The sequence below is a fragment of the Lactiplantibacillus pingfangensis genome (assembly GCF_005404945.1).
GTDB lineage: Bacteria > Bacillota > Bacilli > Lactobacillales > Lactobacillaceae > Lactiplantibacillus > Lactiplantibacillus pingfangensis.
The window spans coordinates 104396-122965 of sequence record NZ_BJDG01000002.1; the positions used below are offsets into that span (position 1 = coordinate 104396).

Sequence of the window (18570 nt, forward strand, 5' to 3'; positions counted from 1 at the left end):
TTGGACGACGACAACTTATTATCTGGAGACAACGTGGATGCCGCAGAAGCGTCGATTGAGACGTCGCTACGTCCGCAGCTGTTGGCCCAGTATATTGGTCAAGATCGGGTTAAACATGAACTCAGTGTGTATATCGAAGCGGCACGTAAGCGAGAAGAGTCGCTAGATCATGTCTTACTCTTTGGGCCGCCAGGGTTAGGGAAAACGACGCTAGCCATGGTGATTGCCAATGAGATGCAAGTTCATATTCGGACGACGAGTGGCCCGGCCATTGAAAAGCCCGGTGATTTAGTGGCGCTCTTGAATGAATTGGAGCCTGGTGATATCTTATTCATTGATGAAATTCACCGGTTGCCTAAAATTGTCGAAGAAATGCTCTATTCGGCGATGGAAGATTTTTATGTGGATATTGTGGTTGGTCAAGGGCCGACTGCGCATCCCGTTCATTTTCCGTTGCCGCCATTTACTTTAATCGGGGCGACCACGCGAGCCGGGATGCTGTCGGCCCCATTACGGGATCGTTTCGGGATTGTTGAACATATGGAATATTACCAAGTTAGTGATTTGGAAGATATTGTGAAACGTACGGCGGAGATCTTTCAGACGCCGATTAAACCATCTGGTGCTCACGAAATTGCGCGGCGGTCGCGGGGCACGCCACGGATCGCCAACCGGTTATTTAAACGGATTCGTGACTTTGCGGAAGTGGCCGATAAAGACGCCATTGATGAAGCTATCGTTAGCCGTTCACTGACCTATTTGCGGGTGGATGAGGCTGGCTTGGACGAAACCGATAACAAGCTTTTACGCACCATGCTAGAATATTATGATGGTGGTCCGGTTGGTTTGGCAACGATTGCGGCTAATATCGGTGAAGAAACGGATACGATTGCCGAAGTGGTTGAGCCTTACTTATTACAGATTGGGTTCTTGAAACGGACGCAACGTGGACGCGTCGTTACCTTAAAAGGTTATCAACATTTGGGTTTTCCATACCCAGATACTAAATAAATAGATTAGAGGTCACAGCAATGAGCTTAACGCTTGAAGATTTTGATTACGAGTTACCACACGAATTAATTGCCCAAACACCAATTAAACAACGAGATACATCACGATTATTAGAGTTAGATCGTCAAACTGGTGAGATGCAAGATAAGCATTTCTATGACATTATTGATCAATTAAATCCCGGTGACGCGGTCGTCATGAACAACTCGCGGGTAATGCCCGCCCGGTTATATGGCGTTAAGCCAGAAACTGGCGGTCACGCTGAAGTTTTGTTGTTACACAATACGGAAGGTGACGAATGGGAGACCTTGATGAAGCCGGCTAAGCGTGCCAAAGTTGGGACTGTGATCTCATTTGGTGATGGCAAGTTGACGGCCACGGTCACGGCTGAAAAAGAAGATGGGATTCGGATGATCGAATTCCACTATGACGGTATTTTCATGGAAATTCTTGAAAGCTTGGGCGAAACGCCGTTACCACCTTATATTAAGGAAAAACTGGATGATCCCGATCGTTACCAAACCGTCTACGCCAAGGAAAATGGTTCGGCGGCGGCCCCAACTGCTGGCTTACATTGGACCAAGGATTTATTGCAAAAGGTTCAAGACAAAGGCGTCAAGCTCGTTTATTTGACCTTACATGTTGGACTAGGGACGTTCCGACCGGTTGAAGAAGATAATATTGAAGACCATAAGATGCACAGTGAATTCTACCGCTTGGACGAAGACGCCGCTAAGACGTTGAATGAAGTCCGGGCCAATGGTGGTCGGATCATCGCCACCGGGACGACGTCGATTCGGACCCTTGAAACGGTTGGAACGAAGTTTGATGGTGAAATTAAGCCTGATTCTGGTTGGACCGATATCTTTATTAAACCCGGCTATCAATGGAAAGTCGTTGATGCCTTTATTACGAATTTCCATTTACCAAAATCAACGTTGGTCATGCTAGTGGCCGCCTTTACCGGTCGCGATATGATCTTGAATGCCTATCAACATGCGATTGATGAAAAGTATCGTTTCTTCAGTTTTGGGGACGCGATGTTTATTCACTAGTTTGCGAGACTTGAAACAAAAAAATGATAATTTTTGACCAAAAACGTCGGCGTGGTTACGTTGACGTTTTTTTAGTGGCTCAGCTGAGGAGAGTCTTAGCCAGTGACTTAGCTTGGTTGTGGCTGGATTTCGTGCTATCATATTTAAAGTTCAGATTAGGATTAACGGAGGCAAATTAGTGATGGAACCGGCAATTAAATACCGATTAATTAAAAAAGAAAAACATACCGGTGCGCGTTTGGGCGAGTTAATTACCCCACATGGCACCTTTCCAACCCCAATGTTCATGCCCGTGGGAACGCAGGCGAGTGTGAAGTCGTTAGCACCTGAAGAATTGGATGCGATGGGCGCCAATGTCATTTTATCGAATACGTACCACTTATGGTTGCGTCCCGGCGAACAAATTGTTAAAGAGGCTGGTGGTTTACATCAGTTCATGAACTGGAAAAAGGGTATTTTGACCGATTCTGGTGGTTTCCAAGTCTTTTCGCTGGCTAAGAATCGTGACATTACTGAAGAAGGCGTTCATTTCAAAGATCATTTAAGTGGCGCCAAACGTTTCTTATCACCTGAAAAGGCCATTCAAGTTGAAAATGACTTAGGGCCAGATATTATGATGAGCCTCGACGAATGTCCACCGTTCTTTGAAAGTTACGAGTATGTGCGGAATTCGGTTGCCCGGACGAGTCGTTGGGCCGAACGAGGGCTAAAAGCCCATCAACATCCTGATTATCAAGGCCTATTCGGGATTGTTCAAGGCGCTGGGTTTAAAGACTTGCGGGAACAAAGTGCCAAGGATCTGGTCGGCATGGACTTCCCTGGTTACTCAATCGGTGGGCTATCTGTTGGTGAATCTAAGGCTGAAATGAATCATGTCCTTGATTTCACTACGCCACTATTGCCTGAAAATAAGCCGCGTTATTTAATGGGCGTGGGTTCGGCGGATGCGTTGATTGATGGCGCCATTCGTGGCGTGGACATGTTTGACTGTGTTTTACCGACGCGAATTGCGCGTAACGGGACTTGTATGACGTCGCACGGTCGGTTGGTTGTTAAAAATGCCAAGTATGCGCATGATTTTACGCCACTCGATGATAATTGTGAGTGCTACACTTGCCGTAACTTTACTCGGGCGTATATTCGGCATTTAATCAAAGCGGATGAAACGTTCGGATTACGGTTAACGAGTTATCATAACTTATATTTCCTCTTACACTTGATGCAACAAGTTCGACAGGCGATTATGGATGATAATTTGTTGGAATTCCGCGAGAACTTTTTTGAAATGTACGGCTTTAACAAGAAAAATGCTAAAAACTTCTAGGGATACTAGTAATTTATAGCGTAATTTGTTAAAGTTAAAGATAGTCAAACATAGATTAGGAGCGATACTTATATGGGTCAACTAACATCAGTTCTCTTTATCGTGGTCATGTTCGCGTTCTTATACTTCTTCATGATCCGTCCACAGAGAAAACAACAACAACAACATCAACAAATGCTTAGCAAAATCAAGCGCGGTGACAAAGTCGCAACTATCGGTCGTTTACACGGGGTTGTCGACGAAGTCAATGAAGCTGAAAAGACTGTCACATTAGACTGTGACGGTATTTTCTTAGTCTTTGATTTAAGCGCAATCGCCAAGATTGCACCTAAAGCTGATGACGCTAAAGCGACCGATACTAAGGCCGTTGAAGCAGGTAAGGCTGCCGATGATTCAGCAGATACCGAAGAAAGTCATATTGACTCTGCAGCTAGCAACGTCGATAGTAGTGCTGATAGTGCTGCCGACGATTCAGAAGCTAAATAAGTTTATTTTAGAACGTCTGACCTTAGTTGGTTGGGCGTTTTTTTATTGATTGATGAGTGTCGTACGAATTGCCTAACAAACGTCTGTTCGTGTATAATGAAAGACACGAAGGGGAGGATTAGATGGCACAATCACTAATCGAATCACCAATCAATATCAATACTAGTCGCAAAATTATTCATGTTGATATGGATGCCTTTTATGCGTCGATTGAAGAACGTGAACACCCGGCGTACAAGACGCAACCGTTAGTCGTTGCCCATGATCCCCGTAAGACTGGCGGTCGTGGCGTGGTGACCACGGCCAATTATGTGGCGCGGCAATACGGGGTCCACTCGGCGATGCCGGCCGCGAAAGCACTGGAACTTTGCCCGCAGGCGGTTTTTAAGACGCCCAACTTTCCGTTGTATCGACAAGTCTCGGATCAGATTCACGAGATTTTTCACGAGTATACCGACAAGATTGAGCCGATTGCGTTTGATGAAGCCTATTTAGATGTGACTGAAAATAAGCCCCAGATTCACAGTGCGGTTGAACTCGCACATCAGTTGCAACGTGAAATCTGGACTAAGACGCACCTGACTTGTTCGACGGGGATTTCGTATAATAAATTCATTGCGAAGCTCGCCTCGGATTATCGCAAACCAGCTGGGGTGACGATTGTGTTGCCACAAGACGCGGAACCGTTTCTCTTACGTGAACCGATTGAAAAATTTCGCGGTGTGGGTAAGAAGACGGTCCCAAAGATGCACGACTTGGGCATCAATACGGGCTATGAGTTATTACAGCAAACTGAAATGTCGCTGATTCAACACTTTGGTAAACTCGGCTATATCTTGTATCGGCGGGTCCGCGGCAGTGATGATCGGCCAGTCGAATATTTGCGTGAGCGTAAGTCAATTGGTAAGGAGCGGACTTTTGGCCCATTTCTAGGTTCCAGTGACCAAGTCTCAGCACACCTCAAGGCATTAGCTGAGATGGTGAGTGAAACGATGCAATCCCATCAGCGACATGGCAAGACAATCGTGTTAAAGTTGCGTTATGGCGATTTTGTGACGATTACGAAACGGCGAACTTTTCCAGAATTTTTGCCCAATGACGCGGAGACTTATTATCGTTACGCTGAAGAGATTTTTGAAGAAGTCGTGGATCATCACTTTGATTCTGGTATTCGATTACTCGGTATTACGATGACGGGATTGGCACCATTGGCGTTTGAAAACATCAGTTTGCCACTATATCCCAATGAACGTGATTAAATTCATTTGGCGTCAGCGCAATTGTTCGGTATACTAAAGTACTGTGCCGAATTGCGACCACCAGCAAATCAGGAAGAGGAAGGATCACTTATGACCGTCCAAACAGAAATTTTAACTTTAATTAAATCAGCAAAAACAATTATTATTCAGCGGCATCAACGCCCAGATCCAGATGCAATCGGGAGTCAGCTTGGTCTGGCCGACATCATTAAGACCAGTTTTCCAGCTAAACGCGTGCTGACACCTGGTAAACAGTATCATGGTTTTGATTGGCTTGGCCAAATGGATGAGGTGACCGAGGAAGATTACCAGGATGCGTTAGTTTTGGTGCTAGATACGGCTAATCAACCACGTGTTGACGGTGAACTTTACAATACTGGCAAGACACTCGTTAAAATTGATCATCATCCTAATGATGATGCGTTTGGTGACCCACAATGGGTGGACGTGGATGCTTCCAGTACGAGTGAACTTATTTATGACTTTTATGCTGCCAATTCTGAGGACTTAACGTTAACCGCCAACGCGGCCCGGTTACTTTATGCAGGTATTGTTGGGGATACCGGCCGTTTTCTGTATTCGGCAACGAAGCCAAGTACGATGCGTGCTGCCGCAGCCTTAATGGAAGCTGGTGCGGATGCGACGGTGGTGAATCGGATTGAAGACACGATTACCCTGCCAGTAGCCCGGCTATCTGCCTATGTGTATGAACATCTGACACAGTTGGATTCGGGTGCGGCCTATGTGATTTTGACTAACGAGATCATGGACTCATTTGAAATTGGTGATGCGAGCACGGCTGGGGTGGTCCCATTGCCTGGCCGAATTGATACCGTTGAAGCTTGGGCAATCTTCGTTCAGCAAAAAGAAGGCGACTTCCGAATTCGGTTACGGTCAAAAGGGCCGGCCATTAATGAGTTAGCTAAATTGCATGATGGTGGTGGTCATCCGATGGCCAGTGGCGCCAAGGCGGCAGACCAACAAGAAATTGAGCAAGTTGTTCGTGAACTCGACCAAGTTGCTCGTCAATATAAGAAAGAGGTTTAACTATGACCGCAAGTTTCAAAGATTTTCAACTGCAGCCGTTTTTAATGCAAGCGTTGCAGGATATTAACTTTAAAAAGCCGACCCAGGTTCAGGAAAAGTTGATTCCGGTAATTGCTGCCGGTCGCAGTGTGATTGGTCAATCAGCAACGGGGAGTGGGAAAACCCATACCTTCTTGTTACCGATGATTAATAAATTGAATCCAGATGAACGCCGGGTTCAGGCCGTGATTACCACGCCTAGCCGGGAACTCGCTTATCAGATTCAAGAAGCGGCGAAGCAATTAATTCAACACAGCCCTAAGGCAATCCACATCGGTTTATACGTCGGTGGGACAGATAAACAAGATCAGATTGATAAATTAAACCGGCACCAACCACAGTTAGTAATTGGAACGCCGGGTCGGATTTTAGATTTGATTCGGTCACAAGCCCTGAACATTCATACGGCCCAGCAATTAGTCGTTGACGAAGCTGATATGACGTTGGACTTAGGCTTCTTAAACGTTGTCGATCAAATTGCCGGCCGGATGACCGCGGATCTACAAATGCTCGTGTTCTCCGCAACGATGCCACAAAAATTAACGCCGTTTTTAAAGAAGTATATGAATAATCCGGTGATGGAAGAAATTCCAGTTGAATCTGTGATTAGTCCAACGATCGACAACTGGTTAGTTTCAACTAAGAGTCATGATAAGAACAGTATTATTTATCGCCTGTTGACGATTGGAGAACCATACTTGGTGTTAATTTTTGCCAATACTAAGGAACGGGTCCAAGAAATTACCCGTTATCTTAAGGGGCAAGGCTTAACCGTGGCGATGATTCATGGTGATATTAAACCACGGGAACGGAAACGTGTGATGCGTGATGTCCAGAATTTGAAGTATCAATTTGTCGTGGCGACTGATTTGGCCTCACGTGGGATTGATATTGAAGGAGTTTCGCATGTCATTAACGATGATATTCCAAATGACTTAGAGTTCTTTATTCATCGGGTTGGTCGGACTGGCCGTAACGGCATGCCAGGGACGGCAATCACGCTATACAGTCCAGGTGAAGAAGACAAAGTTTCCGCGGTTGAAGCGATGGGAATTAAGTTTAAGCCTAAGGCCATCCGTGATGGCGAAATTGTGGATTCTTATGACCGGAATCGCCGTGAAAAGCGCGGTGCTCGGCATGACAAGCTTGATCCGTCACTGATTAGTTATGTGAAGAATGCGAAGAAGAAAGTTAAACCAGGGTACAAGCGCCGCATTCGGACCAAGATTTCTGACAAGGCACGGATGGATCGTCGGATTGAACAACGGGCAGCAGCGCGTAAAGCACGTAAAGACCGTAAAGGCTAGGATAATTAGCCGCGTTTTTTAGCATGAATTATGCCTTTAGTGTTGACAGGCTCTCTAGGCAACAGTACAATTTCAAGAGTAAGGACATATGCTATCGACATGACAGTCTAGAAACGCTTTGATTGCTGAAAAAAGTGCGGTGTCGATAGTATGCTACCGAGAAGATCGTCATGACTAGCCAACTAGTCCGTGTCTCAGCGTTAATGAGCTTAAGAGGTAAACGAACACATCGTTGCAAGCAAAGTGGTACCGCGTTAACAGCGTCTTTGCTAGCAACGGTGTTTTTTTGCCTAAATTTAGACGAATTGAGAAAGGGTGCCATTATTAATGAAAAAATTAAGCAGCAGTGAAATTCGGCAAATGTACTTGGACTTTTTCCATGAAAAAGGTCATACAATTGTGCCGAGTGCTTCCTTAGTCCCAGTTGATGATCCAACGTTACTTTGGATTAACTCTGGGGTTGCCACGATGAAGAAATATTTTGACGGTTCGGTCGTGCCAGATAATCCACGGATGACGAGTTCACAGAAGAGTATCCGAACGAACGACATTGAAAATGTTGGTCGGACGGCGCGGCACCACACCTTATTTGAAATGCTGGGGAATTTCTCAGTGGGGGATTATTTCAAAAAAGAAGCCATCAGTTGGGCTTGGGAACTCTTAACCTCACCAAAATGGTTTGGTTGGGATCCTGAAAAGCTATATATGACGGTTTATCCTAAAGATACGAATGCTGCGAAGTTCTGGGAAGCAACTGGTGTCAAGCCAGACCATATTATTAAAGTTGAAGATAACTTCTGGGATATCGGTCAAGGCCCTTCAGGCCCCGATTCAGAAATTTTCTACGATCGTGGTGAATCATTCAACAATTTAGCCGAAGACGATCCAGATAATTATCCTGGTGGCGAAAATGAACGTTACCTTGAGGTGTGGAATATTGTGTTCTCACAATTTAACCACACGCCAGAAGGCACCTATGAACCATTACCACGTAAAAACATTGATACGGGGATGGGCCTCGAACGGGTCGTTTCAATCTTCCAAAATGCGCCAACAAACTTTGAAACCGACTTGTTTTTACCAATTATTCATAAGACTGAAGCACTCAGTGATGGTAAAATTTATGGTCAAAATAAGCAAGATGATGTCTCATTCAAGGTGATTGCGGATCACGCCCGGACGATTACTTTTGCAATTAGTGATGGCGCGTTACCTTCAAATGAAGGGCGTGGCTACGTCATTCGGCGTTTGATTCGACGGGCCATTTTGCATGGTCAGAAATTAGGTTTAAAAGAAGCTTTCCTAGACCAATTAGTGCCAATCGTGGGCGAGATTATGCAATCACATTATCCAGCGGTGTTGAAAAATGCGGCCTATATTGCCAAAATTGTGCATTCCGAAGAAGTTCGTTTCAATGAGACGCTGAATGATGGGCTAAGCTTGTTGAATCAGCTGATTGCGGACACTAAAGCGGCTGGTGAGGACACCTTGCCAGGTGCCGATGCCTTCAAATTGTATGATACGTACGGCTTCCCATTTGAATTAACGAAAGAATATGCTGGTGACGAAGGCTTGAAAGTCGATGAACCGGGCTTCGAAGTCGAAATGAAAGCCCAGCGTGATCGTGCGCGGAATGCGCGGAGCAATGCCAAATCAATGGGTGTCCAACGGAGCTTGTTGATTGAACTTAAAACCCCAAGCGAATACGTTGGTTATGATCAGCTCACTAATGTTGAAGGTGAGCTAAAAGATATCATTGTCGATGAGAAACTGGTCGCTGGCGTCAATGATGGCACCGCCGAAATGATTTTTAGCAAAACGCCATTCTACGCAGAAATGGGTGGGCAAGTCGCTGACCGTGGCGTAATTGTCGACGCTGATGGGCAGACAGTCGCTAAGGTGACGGATGTACAAAATGCGCCCAATAAGCAACATTTGCACACGGTCGAAGTTTTGAAACCAATGCACAAGGGAACCACTTATCGCATGAGTGTTGACCTAGCCTTCCACAACAAGGTTGAGAAGAACCATACGGCCACGCATTTACTCGATCAAGCCTTGCGAGACGTTTTAGGTGAACATACGTCACAGGCGGGGTCATTAGTGGAACCAGACTACTTGCGATTTGACTTTACGCATTTTGGGGCCGTGACTGAAGCAGAATTAGCTAAGGTCGAACAAATTGTTAATGATAAGATTTGGGCCGCTTTACCAGTCAGCGCTATTCAAACTGATCAAGAAACAGGTCATAAGATGGGTGCCATTGCGGTCTTTACACAAAAATATGGGAAGATCGTGCGAGTCGTTTCGATCGGTGATTACTCGATTGAATTTGATGGTGGGACTCACGTTAAGAATTCTAGCGAACTTGGCTTGTTCAAGATTGTGTCCGAATCTGGCGTCGGTGCCGGGACTCGTCGGATTGAAGCCGTAACTTCTAAGGAAGCCTTCGAATTATTATCACAAGAAGAAGGCTGGTTGAAGACGATTGCCGCGCAAGTTAAAGCACCACAATTGAAAGATACGACTGATCGGGTGGCGCAATTACAAGCCGACTTGAAAGCTGAACAACAAAAGAACGCGACGCTTGAAAGCAAATTAGCGAAGCAACAAGCTGGTGCGGTCTTTGAACAAGTTGAAGAGATTAATGGCACGACCTTGATTGCACAAGCCGTCCAGGTTTCTGGGATGGATCAACTTCGCCAATTGAGTGACACTTGGCAAGCTAAGCACTATTCTGACGTGTTGGTCTTAGGAACCGTTATCGGTGAAAAGGTCAACTTGCTCGTTGCCGTGAGTGATGACAAAGTGAAGGCCGGTCTCAAGGCTGGTGACTTGATCAAAGCAATCGCACCAAAAGTTGGTGGCGGTGGTGGCGGTCGGCCAACCTTAGCGCAAGCCGGTGGTAAGAACCCAGCTGGATTACCTGCTGCATTGAAGACCGCGCATGACTGGGTCGCCGAACAATAAGTTGCGATATTACGAATGTGTTACAACCAGGTCGATTGATTGTACTTCATATAAGCATTTAGTAAAATAGACAAGAAGCGGAAACTAGCGGGAGGTGCTTTATATGAGTTCGTTAGATAAAACAATGTATTTCAACTTCGATAATGAAGGTAACAAGGATGTTCATGACACATTAACGACGGTTTATGAAGCGTTACAAGAAAAGGATTATAACCCAATCAATCAGATTGTCGGTTATTTGCTGTCAGGAGATCCAGCGTATATCCCGCGTTTAAAGGATGCGCGTAACTTAATTCGCAAGCACCAACGCGATGAAATTATCGAGGAGCTTGTCAAGTCCTACTTGAAGGCAGATAAGGATGTTAATGCATGAAGTTAATGGGGTTAGATGTTGGTTCCAGAACGGTTGGTGTGGCCACTAGTGATGCTTTTGGTTGGACTGCCCAAGGTGTTGAGATTATTCGCATCAATGAAGATGAGGAAGTCTTTGGCTTGGATCGTGTCGCTGAACTCGTGAAAGAACATGAGATTGGTGGCTTTGTCCTCGGATTGCCAAAGAATATGAACAATACGCTGGGACCACGGGCCGAAGCTGCGCAACATTATGGCGACCTATTAACAGAACGTTTCCATTTACCAGTTGACTTTGAAGATGAACGGTTGACGACGGTTGAGGCCGAACGGATGCTAGTTGAAGAAGCCAATACGTCACGCAAGAAACGTAAAAAAGTGATTGATAAGTTAGCGGCAAGTTTAATCTTGCAAAACTACTTAGACCGTCATGGTAAACTCACCCAAGGATAGCGAGGAATTAGCATGAGCCAAAATCAAAATACGCCACAAGATGAAGAAAAAATTACCTTAGTTGATGACGATGGTAATGAAACTTTATTCAATATCTTATTCACATTTGATTCAAAAGACTTCGGTCATTCATACATTTTATTGTATCCGGCCGATGCTTCAGAAGATGAAGAAGTCGACATTCAAGCTTACATTTTCAATCCTGAAGATGAAGACAATGGTGATTTGAAGCCAATCGAATCCGATGAAGAATGGGACATGGTCGAGGAAGTGCTGAATACTTTCTTGGCAGATGATAGTGGGATGCAATAAGCCCGTTAACTGAATAGACTAAATGAAGCGCTCAGATAAAAAATATCTGGGAGTTTTTTTGTCGTCCTGAGATCAGGTTGAGCATATTAAAACGTATGAAACAAGAAAACACCTGCTATGCAGATGTTTGGCAAAATGGTTACGTCTAAGCGTTTCCGATTATTTTTGGAATATAGATGTCGAGGCGAACATCGGGAAATATATTTGAGATCAAGAAAAATATGATCCGGGGGCAATAAAATAATCGTGTGGGAATATGAGGATTCCTTTATGAGTCAAAGTAAGACAAATACTGTTTAAAACGGTGGCAAAAGTGACAAGGAAATCTGGCTCATGGCTCTGGAGCATATCACGCACTTTACGGGTGATTCATAACCATATGTATTATTTATTCTTGACATTTTTGAACATTACGGTAAAAATTAAAAGTTGTGTTTATTTAGTCTTTCAAGGAGGAGAAATGAAAAGAAATTACGGGATTGATTTGGCAAAGTGGTTAGCAATGTTCATGATAGTTGTTATACACAATCTTTTGAATGGTGGAGTACTTTCGGTGAAAAGTACCAATATTAACAATTTGTCTTACTGGTTTTTAGAAAATATTGCAATTGTTGGTGTAAATATGTTTGCATTGGCTTCTGGATACTTACTTATCAACAAAAAAATAAAGGTCCAACACGTAATTGACTTATGGAAAAATGTAATATTTTGGTCAGTCGTTCCAACCTTGATTATTATGGAGTGGACCAGAAATTGGAACTTAATTAATATAGCCAAAGCATTTTTTCCTTTCTTTACAGGTCGTTATTGGTACTTTAATGCGTATGTGGGATTATGCTTGTTGATACCATTTATCAATGAAGGATACAAAAAACTAACACAGCAGAGCTGTGAAAGAATAGTAATATTATTACTGTTGTTTTCTGTAACTGTAGGCATGTTAAATAAATTTTTCTTAATGGGTGGTTATTCTACGCAATGGTTATTAATAATGTATTTAACTGGAGCATATATCCATACAACAACGCGCAATCTGAGTAAAATTTCCAATTTATTGTTAATTGGAATATTCCTACTGATGGCATTAGTTTCATTACTGGGTGAGTATGTTTCAATTAAACATGTGGGTCATCTATATATTTGGTTTAATTACAATTCACCAATGGTGGTTGTACAATCTATCGCGTTATTTTTGGTATTCGAAAGAATGAATGTGAAAAGTACGCGTATTAAAACTTTTTTGAAGAAATTTACACCACTAACTTTTTCGGTTTACTTAATTGATGCAAATCCCGAGTTTTTTAATATAGTATTGCGTTCTGCTTTTAGGTTTGTTCAGGAGAAAAATTTGTTTGAAGGATATATGATAATATTTGGAGTAAGTGTTTCTTTGTTTTGTAGTTTTATTATTAGTGCTTATGTAAAAACTCAACTAGAGAATGTCTTAGTTCGCAGACGTTAGTCTATACTTAGGTATAAGATTGTGTATGCGGATGATTGTATAAATTAAAGATTGAAAGTTAATAAAGAACAATAGGGGTCTGGGACAGACATGCATGTGCTGCCGCACACCCCGAAAAATGAAAACGACGATCACTAACCTTTGATGACAAACTATCATTGAAGGATTAGTGGTCGTCGTTTTATTGGTACTTTTTTTGCCGAGGGACAAACTGATCCGCCTAACTTGCGAGTACCCCGAAATATGTAAGAGCGGCGATAAAATGTAGGAAAATGGCGATTTAAAATTGTCGGTTTTCCTACATTTTTTGATATCATGAATCTCATTGGAATCTAGGAGGTCCTCAATGTGAGACATGATATTCGTCAAGGAGTTGAAATTTACGTGAATCAAGATATTAAACCAAATTACGCCGCTTTAGCCCGCCAATATGGTGTTGACTACCGAACTGCCAAACGTGCTTTTGAAGAAGCTAAAGACACCACCATAAAACCGGCCACACGCAAGAAACGCCCCAGCAAGTTAGATCCATATCGGGCAATTATTCAAGATAAACTCGAGTTGAATTGTTCCGCGCAGGCCATTTACAAATTCATCGTCAAAAAGGGCTTTGAAGGTAAATACACCATCGTGCGTGAATACTGTGCCAGCATTCGCCAGAAACGTGTCAGAAAAGCCACGATTCGCGTCAATCACACACCGGGGTTATCGGCGCAGATTGATTGGAAAGAAGATATGACCCTTTATAATATCGATGGTAAGCCATTTCACTTCAACATTTTTGTGTATGTATTGCCATATTCGAAGCTTAAATACCTCACGTTGATTTTTGATCCTAGTCAAGATACCTTGTTCGAATGTCTGTGTGATGCTTTTGAACATTGCGGCGGTGTACCACAAGAATTATGGGTGGATAATATGCGCCAAGTCGTGGATCATACGAAATCAGCTTTTGGGACAGCCGTCTTCAACGAACGCTTCAAACAATTCAGCCAAGATGCTGGTTTCAACCCAATCGCTTGTCGGGTCTTTCGGCCTCAAACGAAAGGTGTCGTCGAGGCCTTGGCTCGAACGACTTCCCGTTTACGACCGTATAATTACGAATTTCAAGACGGTGTTGAATTAATCAATCTCGTGGACGATTTGTGTTATGACTTAAATCACGAGATTTCACAAGCCACCGAACAAGTGCCACAGCAAAAATTTGAAGACGAAGAAAAAGAGTATCTGCGCGAGCTACCAGTTAATCTACTCGAGCCCTTCTTTGAAGAAGACATTACCCGTGTCGTCTCCAAGGAATCGATGGTTAACTTTCGCAAGTGCAAATACTCCGTAGATCCGCAATACATTGGCCGGACAGTTGACGTTGTACTAACCAATGACCAGCGGCATTTACAAATCTATTATATGGGAGAACCGATTCGTGCGCACGATATTACGACAAAAGCTTTTAATTATCATGAAGAAGATCGTGTTCAAATTCTTAAGTCTGACTTACTAAAAGACCGTTCTGACCAAGATATCCAAGCCTATATTGAAGAACATTTAACCGACTATGACCAAGTGTGAGGTAATCATATGACCACCAAATTCCAAGAACTATTAACCAATTTAGATGAATTAGGCCTGGATAAAATGCGGGCGTATCTGCCAGAGTATATTGATGAACTAAATCAACAGCAAGTCACCTTCACCGATGCCATGCTTAAATTGACGACAGTTGAACTAACTTGGCAAGACCAACTCAAAACGAATCGAATCGTTAAGCGAGCGCGGTTTCCACAAGTAAAGTCACTTAAATCATTTGATTTTGACTTTCAACCTAGCATTAATCAACAACAAGTTATGGGATTTCAAGACTTAGCCTTCATGGAAAGCAAAGAGAACTTGGTCTTTATTGGTAGTCCCGGAGTCGGTAAGACTCACTTAGCCATCAGTGTCGGCATTGAGGCGTGTCGCCAAGGGAAACGGACGTTGTTCGTCAATTGTCATGAACTTCTTTTACGGCTCAATGCCGCGGACGATAAAGGCACGTTGGACCGTTGTATTCGGCGGTATGCCAGATACGACCTCTTGATTATTGATGAAATTGGTTATTTGCCAATCAATCATAATGAAGCCAATTTGCTTTTTCAGTTAATCAATGCGCGATATGAGCATTGTTCAACAATCATCACTAGTAATAGTGATTTATCGACTTGGGTAGAAATCTTTCAGAACCCGACCGTCACAGCTGCCATTCTTGACCGGCTGGTTCACCATGCCCATATTGTAAAGATTAATGGTAAATCATACCGCCTAAAAGGGACAAATTAGCTGCCCAAAACCAACATTTTTAAACCGCCATAAATCTACATTTTATTACCGCACTTGACAAATATTGCCATTGAGCATGAATATAAAAATACAGCTTTTATTCAGTTAGGTAATCCTTCTACATATTTGTGAAGGAGGCTTCATCATGGATATGGATGTAATGTATGATTGTTGTGCCGGCTTGGATGTCCACCAAGGAAACGTTGTTGCCTGTATCCTGCATGGTAAAAGAACTTCTACCCGCCCCAAAGCTGAACTACGTACTTTTGGTACGACACAATCACAACTTAATCAGTTGGCCGACTGGTTAAAATCTTTTGGTTGTCAAATAGTTGCGATGGAAAGCACTGGCGTTTTTTGGAAACCAATCTGGCATGTCTTGGCAGATCAGTTTAATATTATTCTGGCAAATCCTCAACGCATTAAGGGGATTCCTGGTCATAAAACTGATAGGAAAGATGCCCGTTGGATTGCTAAATTGCTTCGTCTAGACTTGATACCTGCCAGTTTTGTTCCCGACGAGACGATTCAAGATTTGCGTGACTTGACACGTGCTCGAAAACATTTGATTGAATCACGTAATAAACAAAAAAATCGCATTCATCAAGTCCTACAATGCGGTGGGATCAAATTAACGACGTATATTCAAGATGTCTTTGGTAAATCAGGTAGAAACATGCTGGATTTGCTAGTTAACGGTGAAGTGATAACACCTGAAATCGTAAAACCATTGGTGTATACGACACTTAAGAAAAAGGTCCCACAAATTGTTGACGCGATGAATGGCTTCATGCGTGGACATCATCGATTCATGCTTCATGAAATATTAACTATTATGGACGCGTTTGATGCTAGTATTGCCGATTATGAGTCACAAATTGATATTCTACTTCAACAATATGAAGCTGAAGTGCAGCTATTAACTAACTTTACTGGAATTCAACGCGAATCGGCCGGCATCATCTTAGCTGAGATTGGCACAGATATGTCGGTTTTTGAAGATGAAAGACATCTAGCTTCGTGGGCTGGTCTTTGTCCTGGTAATCACGAAAGTGCAGGAAAACGCTACAGTTCTAAGATTAACCATGGCAATGCCTATTTGAAGCGGATTCTTTGTCAGGCAAGCTGGGCCGCTTCACGTTCTAAAAACGGTGATCTTGGAAATTTCTTTCGGCAGAAGAGTAGGCAGCGAGGGCCTAAGAAGGCGGCGGTCGCAACAGCACATCGTATGTTAAGACAAATCTATTTCGCATTGTTAAACTACCAAGAAGCAAAAAAACGTACACTTGCGGCCACAAGTGTACGTTAAATGAAACACAATAAAATGAATTTTTTTCGACTACTAAAGTCGTTGTTTAGTATACGCTTTTTTTGATGGAGTTTTCATATAAAAATTCTAGAATCTAAACTAAAGGTTGCAAGTACAAAAATAGACCCCACCCTTTGATACAGAAGGCATGCGGGATTAAATATTAGTATTTTCAGTTTTATTGAGCATTACCAAGCAGCTGAGCCAGGCTGCTTGGTAATGCTCTTTTGAACTCATCGAAAATAGCGTCAAGGACCTCAGCCATCATTTCAAATCGTTCACCTAGACCAGTTATTGTTTTTAGCAACCAATTTAAGGCTTTGGCAACTTCAATATCTGGTAATGGCCGGCCGTAATCGTAAAACAAATCATCCAGAGTACGTTCATCCATGTTCTCACGTTGTGATAAAGCCAAAATGTCATAACTTAGCATGATCATGGATAAATGACCGTAAAGCCCGTCAAAGCTTTGGATTTGTGTTTGGTCAAATTGAAGATATTGTTTAGCGACTTTGAAGTAACACTCAATTTGCCAACGACGACCATACATTTGAATGATTTCTTCTGGTCTTAAACTCAATTTAGTGGTCGCTAAAACCAAGTATTGATCAGTCTGACCGCGCTTGGTCACAAAAACCAATTTCATTGGCATTGCCTTGGCGGCAACGTCACTATCGGACTGTACAAGTATTTGGGCTTAGTCGACCATTTACTACGACGAAGGATACTGTAAAGCGTTTTAACGTCCATTTCACGACCACGATAACGAAAATACACTTTTTTAGTTTTTTTCAGCATGCCAACGCCATCAAGATGTCGCTTTACTAGTTCTGAAAACATGCGTGGCGAAGCGTACCAGCTATCAAAAAGGACATATTTAGCTTTAATCCCAGACGCAATGGCATCATCCACTAATTCAAGTGCCACATCATTCATTTTACGCATCGCTTGTGAACGACGCTGAGCTGATAAAGAACGATGACGATGATCCATTGATTTGAACAGCCCCAGCTGATTTTTAACGTTACGAGAAGACATGAGGGCAAAGTGTAATGGTAAGAAGGTATTACCATCGCTCCAACCTAAGGTTAGCGCGCGGAACCCCTTAAAGTAGCATTGTTTATCATGATCAAAAACACGAGCCAATAATTCAGTCTTTTTGGAAAACTCACGTTTAAAAAGCGAATCATCAATAATTAAAATCTGGCGACGGCGGGAATCAGAAAAGCGTTGGGTATAGTCAATTAGCTGGATTCCGATAAGTTGAACGAGGCGTTGCCAGTTAGTATGAGCGTTATTCAAGCAATTTCGAACAGTTCGTTTTGAAAAGGCATGTTTTTTTAGCTCTAAAAATAGTCGTGAGCAGCCATTCGAAAAGTAGTTCAGTACGAATACCGCGTGATTTTGAGATGTTAGAACGACGTAACGCGGCGGAAAGGTGGACCAATTTAGAAAAATGATGAATATTGGTAGTATTGTATAGTAGACATGGGCATGACACTCGTCAGTATATTTTGGTTTCGACGCTTTACTGTACATTTTTAACTTTCAACCTTTGGCTATTAATCAATGTTGCACTTCAATTATAATTTATCGGTTTTATATAAGTATTTGTAATAATGGATTATTTTAATTCGGCGCTTCACAGTGATAATAATTTTATTATTTATTATAATTAAATTAAAACTATTTTTCGTTAAAACAATACAAACAATACATTATAAACACTATAAATATTGATTTAGCGCCGTTGTGTGTCGTTTGGATGACAGTTTTTACTGATGTATTGACAATTCTCCTCATAAATGTTTAAGTTTAAAAGGTGACATTTTAAATTTGTTTACTAATGTAAATTTTTGCCGGATTTTC

The 18570-nt window shown here is 42.7% G+C and carries 15 protein-coding genes and 1 pseudogene; 15 read left to right on the forward strand and 1 reads right to left on the reverse strand.

Annotated elements, in window-relative coordinates; translation table 11 throughout:
• The 15 genes from ruvB to FFM74_RS00945 all read left to right on the forward strand — a co-directional run bounded on the left by ruvB (position 1) and on the right by FFM74_RS00945 (position 16701).
• Positions 1-1011 carry a Holliday junction branch migration DNA helicase RuvB gene (gene ruvB, locus FFM74_RS00875; protein ID WP_137624769.1) on the forward strand — a complete coding sequence of 337 codons (1011 nt, stop codon included), beginning with the start codon at positions 1-3 and terminating at the stop codon, positions 1009-1011.
• A 20-nt stretch (positions 1012-1031) separates the two neighbouring features.
• Positions 1032-2066 (forward strand): tRNA preQ1(34) S-adenosylmethionine ribosyltransferase-isomerase QueA, encoded by a 1035-nt coding sequence (gene queA / locus FFM74_RS00880; RefSeq protein ID WP_137624770.1) that lies wholly within the window; start codon positions 1032-1034, stop codon positions 2064-2066.
• 181 nt (positions 2067-2247) lie between these two features.
• Positions 2248-3390: a tRNA guanosine(34) transglycosylase Tgt gene (gene tgt, locus FFM74_RS00885; RefSeq protein ID WP_137624771.1), complete on the forward strand. Its 1143-nt coding sequence runs from the start codon at positions 2248-2250 to the stop codon at positions 3388-3390.
• A gap of 72 nt (positions 3391-3462) precedes the next feature.
• Positions 3463-3876, forward strand: a complete 414-nt coding sequence (gene yajC, locus FFM74_RS00890) for a preprotein translocase subunit YajC (protein WP_137624772.1) — start codon at positions 3463-3465, stop codon at positions 3874-3876.
• 122 nt (positions 3877-3998) lie between these two features.
• Positions 3999-5135, forward strand: coding sequence for a DNA polymerase IV (dinB, locus tag FFM74_RS00895; RefSeq protein WP_137624773.1), 1137 nt, complete (start codon positions 3999-4001; stop codon positions 5133-5135).
• Positions 5136-5225: 90 nt separating this feature from the next.
• Positions 5226-6182 (forward strand): DHH family phosphoesterase, encoded by a 957-nt coding sequence (locus FFM74_RS00900; RefSeq protein WP_137624774.1) that lies wholly within the window; start codon positions 5226-5228, stop codon positions 6180-6182.
• Between the two features lie 2 nt (positions 6183-6184).
• Entirely contained in the window at positions 6185-7528 is a 1344-nt protein-coding gene (locus FFM74_RS00905; protein WP_137624775.1) for a DEAD/DEAH box helicase, read from the forward strand.
• Between the two features lie 327 nt (positions 7529-7855).
• Complete coding sequence (alaS, locus tag FFM74_RS00910; protein WP_137624776.1) at positions 7856-10498, forward strand: alanine--tRNA ligase; 2643 nt, start codon at positions 7856-7858, stop codon at positions 10496-10498.
• Between the two features lie 103 nt (positions 10499-10601).
• The gene (locus FFM74_RS00915; protein WP_137624777.1) at positions 10602-10871 is read left to right on the forward strand and encodes an IreB family regulatory phosphoprotein; all 270 of its coding nucleotides are present in this window, start codon (positions 10602-10604) and stop codon (positions 10869-10871) included.
• On the forward strand, positions 10868-11302 hold the full coding sequence (ruvX, locus tag FFM74_RS00920; RefSeq protein ID WP_137624778.1) for a Holliday junction resolvase RuvX: 435 nt from the start codon (positions 10868-10870) through the stop codon (positions 11300-11302). The genes FFM74_RS00915 and ruvX overlap by 4 nt, the downstream gene beginning before the upstream one ends.
• Before the next feature lie 12 nt (positions 11303-11314).
• The gene (locus FFM74_RS00925) at positions 11315-11614 is read left to right on the forward strand and encodes a DUF1292 domain-containing protein (protein WP_137624779.1); all 300 of its coding nucleotides are present in this window, start codon (positions 11315-11317) and stop codon (positions 11612-11614) included.
• A gap of 304 nt (positions 11615-11918) precedes the next feature.
• On the forward strand, positions 11919-13076 hold the full coding sequence (locus tag FFM74_RS00930; RefSeq protein ID WP_137624780.1) for an acyltransferase: 1158 nt from the start codon (positions 11919-11921) through the stop codon (positions 13074-13076).
• Positions 13077-13424: 348 nt separating this feature from the next.
• Positions 13425-14645, forward strand: a complete 1221-nt coding sequence (istA, locus tag FFM74_RS00935; RefSeq protein ID WP_137624781.1) for an IS21 family transposase — start codon at positions 13425-13427, stop codon at positions 14643-14645.
• 9 nt (positions 14646-14654) lie between these two features.
• Positions 14655-15392: an IS21-like element helper ATPase IstB gene (gene istB, locus FFM74_RS00940; protein ID WP_137624782.1), complete on the forward strand. Its 738-nt coding sequence runs from the start codon at positions 14655-14657 to the stop codon at positions 15390-15392.
• A gap of 151 nt (positions 15393-15543) precedes the next feature.
• Complete coding sequence (locus tag FFM74_RS00945; RefSeq protein ID WP_414672065.1) at positions 15544-16701, forward strand: IS110 family RNA-guided transposase; 1158 nt, start codon at positions 15544-15546, stop codon at positions 16699-16701.
• A 178-nt stretch (positions 16702-16879) separates the two neighbouring features.
• Here the strand turns inward: FFM74_RS00945 and FFM74_RS00950 are convergent.
• Positions 16880-18202, reverse strand: a pseudogene (locus tag FFM74_RS00950) (IS4 family transposase).
• Positions 18203-18570: the final 368 nt, after the last annotated feature.

Bases quoted from the DNA above. Each gene is read 5' to 3' on its own strand.
- istB (WP_137624782.1), top strand. From the start codon at position 14,655: ATGACCACCAAATTCCAAGAACTATTAACCAATTTAGATGAATTAGGC.
- FFM74_RS00915 (WP_137624777.1), top strand. From the start codon at position 10,602: ATGAGTTCGTTAGATAAAACAATGTATTTCAACTTCGATAATGAAGGT.
- alaS (WP_137624776.1), top strand. From the start codon at position 7,856: ATGAAAAAATTAAGCAGCAGTGAAATTCGGCAAATGTACTTGGACTTT.
- ruvX (WP_137624778.1), top strand. From the start codon at position 10,868: ATGAAGTTAATGGGGTTAGATGTTGGTTCCAGAACGGTTGGTGTGGCC.
- FFM74_RS00945 (WP_414672065.1), top strand. From the start codon at position 15,544: ATGGATGTAATGTATGATTGTTGTGCCGGCTTGGATGTCCACCAAGGA.
- FFM74_RS00925 (WP_137624779.1), top strand. From the start codon at position 11,315: ATGAGCCAAAATCAAAATACGCCACAAGATGAAGAAAAAATTACCTTA.
- FFM74_RS00905 (WP_137624775.1), top strand. From the start codon at position 6,185: ATGACCGCAAGTTTCAAAGATTTTCAACTGCAGCCGTTTTTAATGCAA.
- dinB (WP_137624773.1), top strand. From the start codon at position 3,999: ATGGCACAATCACTAATCGAATCACCAATCAATATCAATACTAGTCGC.
- FFM74_RS00900 (WP_137624774.1), top strand. From the start codon at position 5,226: ATGACCGTCCAAACAGAAATTTTAACTTTAATTAAATCAGCAAAAACA.
- yajC (WP_137624772.1), top strand. From the start codon at position 3,463: ATGGGTCAACTAACATCAGTTCTCTTTATCGTGGTCATGTTCGCGTTC.
- queA (WP_137624770.1), top strand. From the start codon at position 1,032: ATGAGCTTAACGCTTGAAGATTTTGATTACGAGTTACCACACGAATTA.
- tgt (WP_137624771.1), top strand. From the start codon at position 2,248: ATGGAACCGGCAATTAAATACCGATTAATTAAAAAAGAAAAACATACC.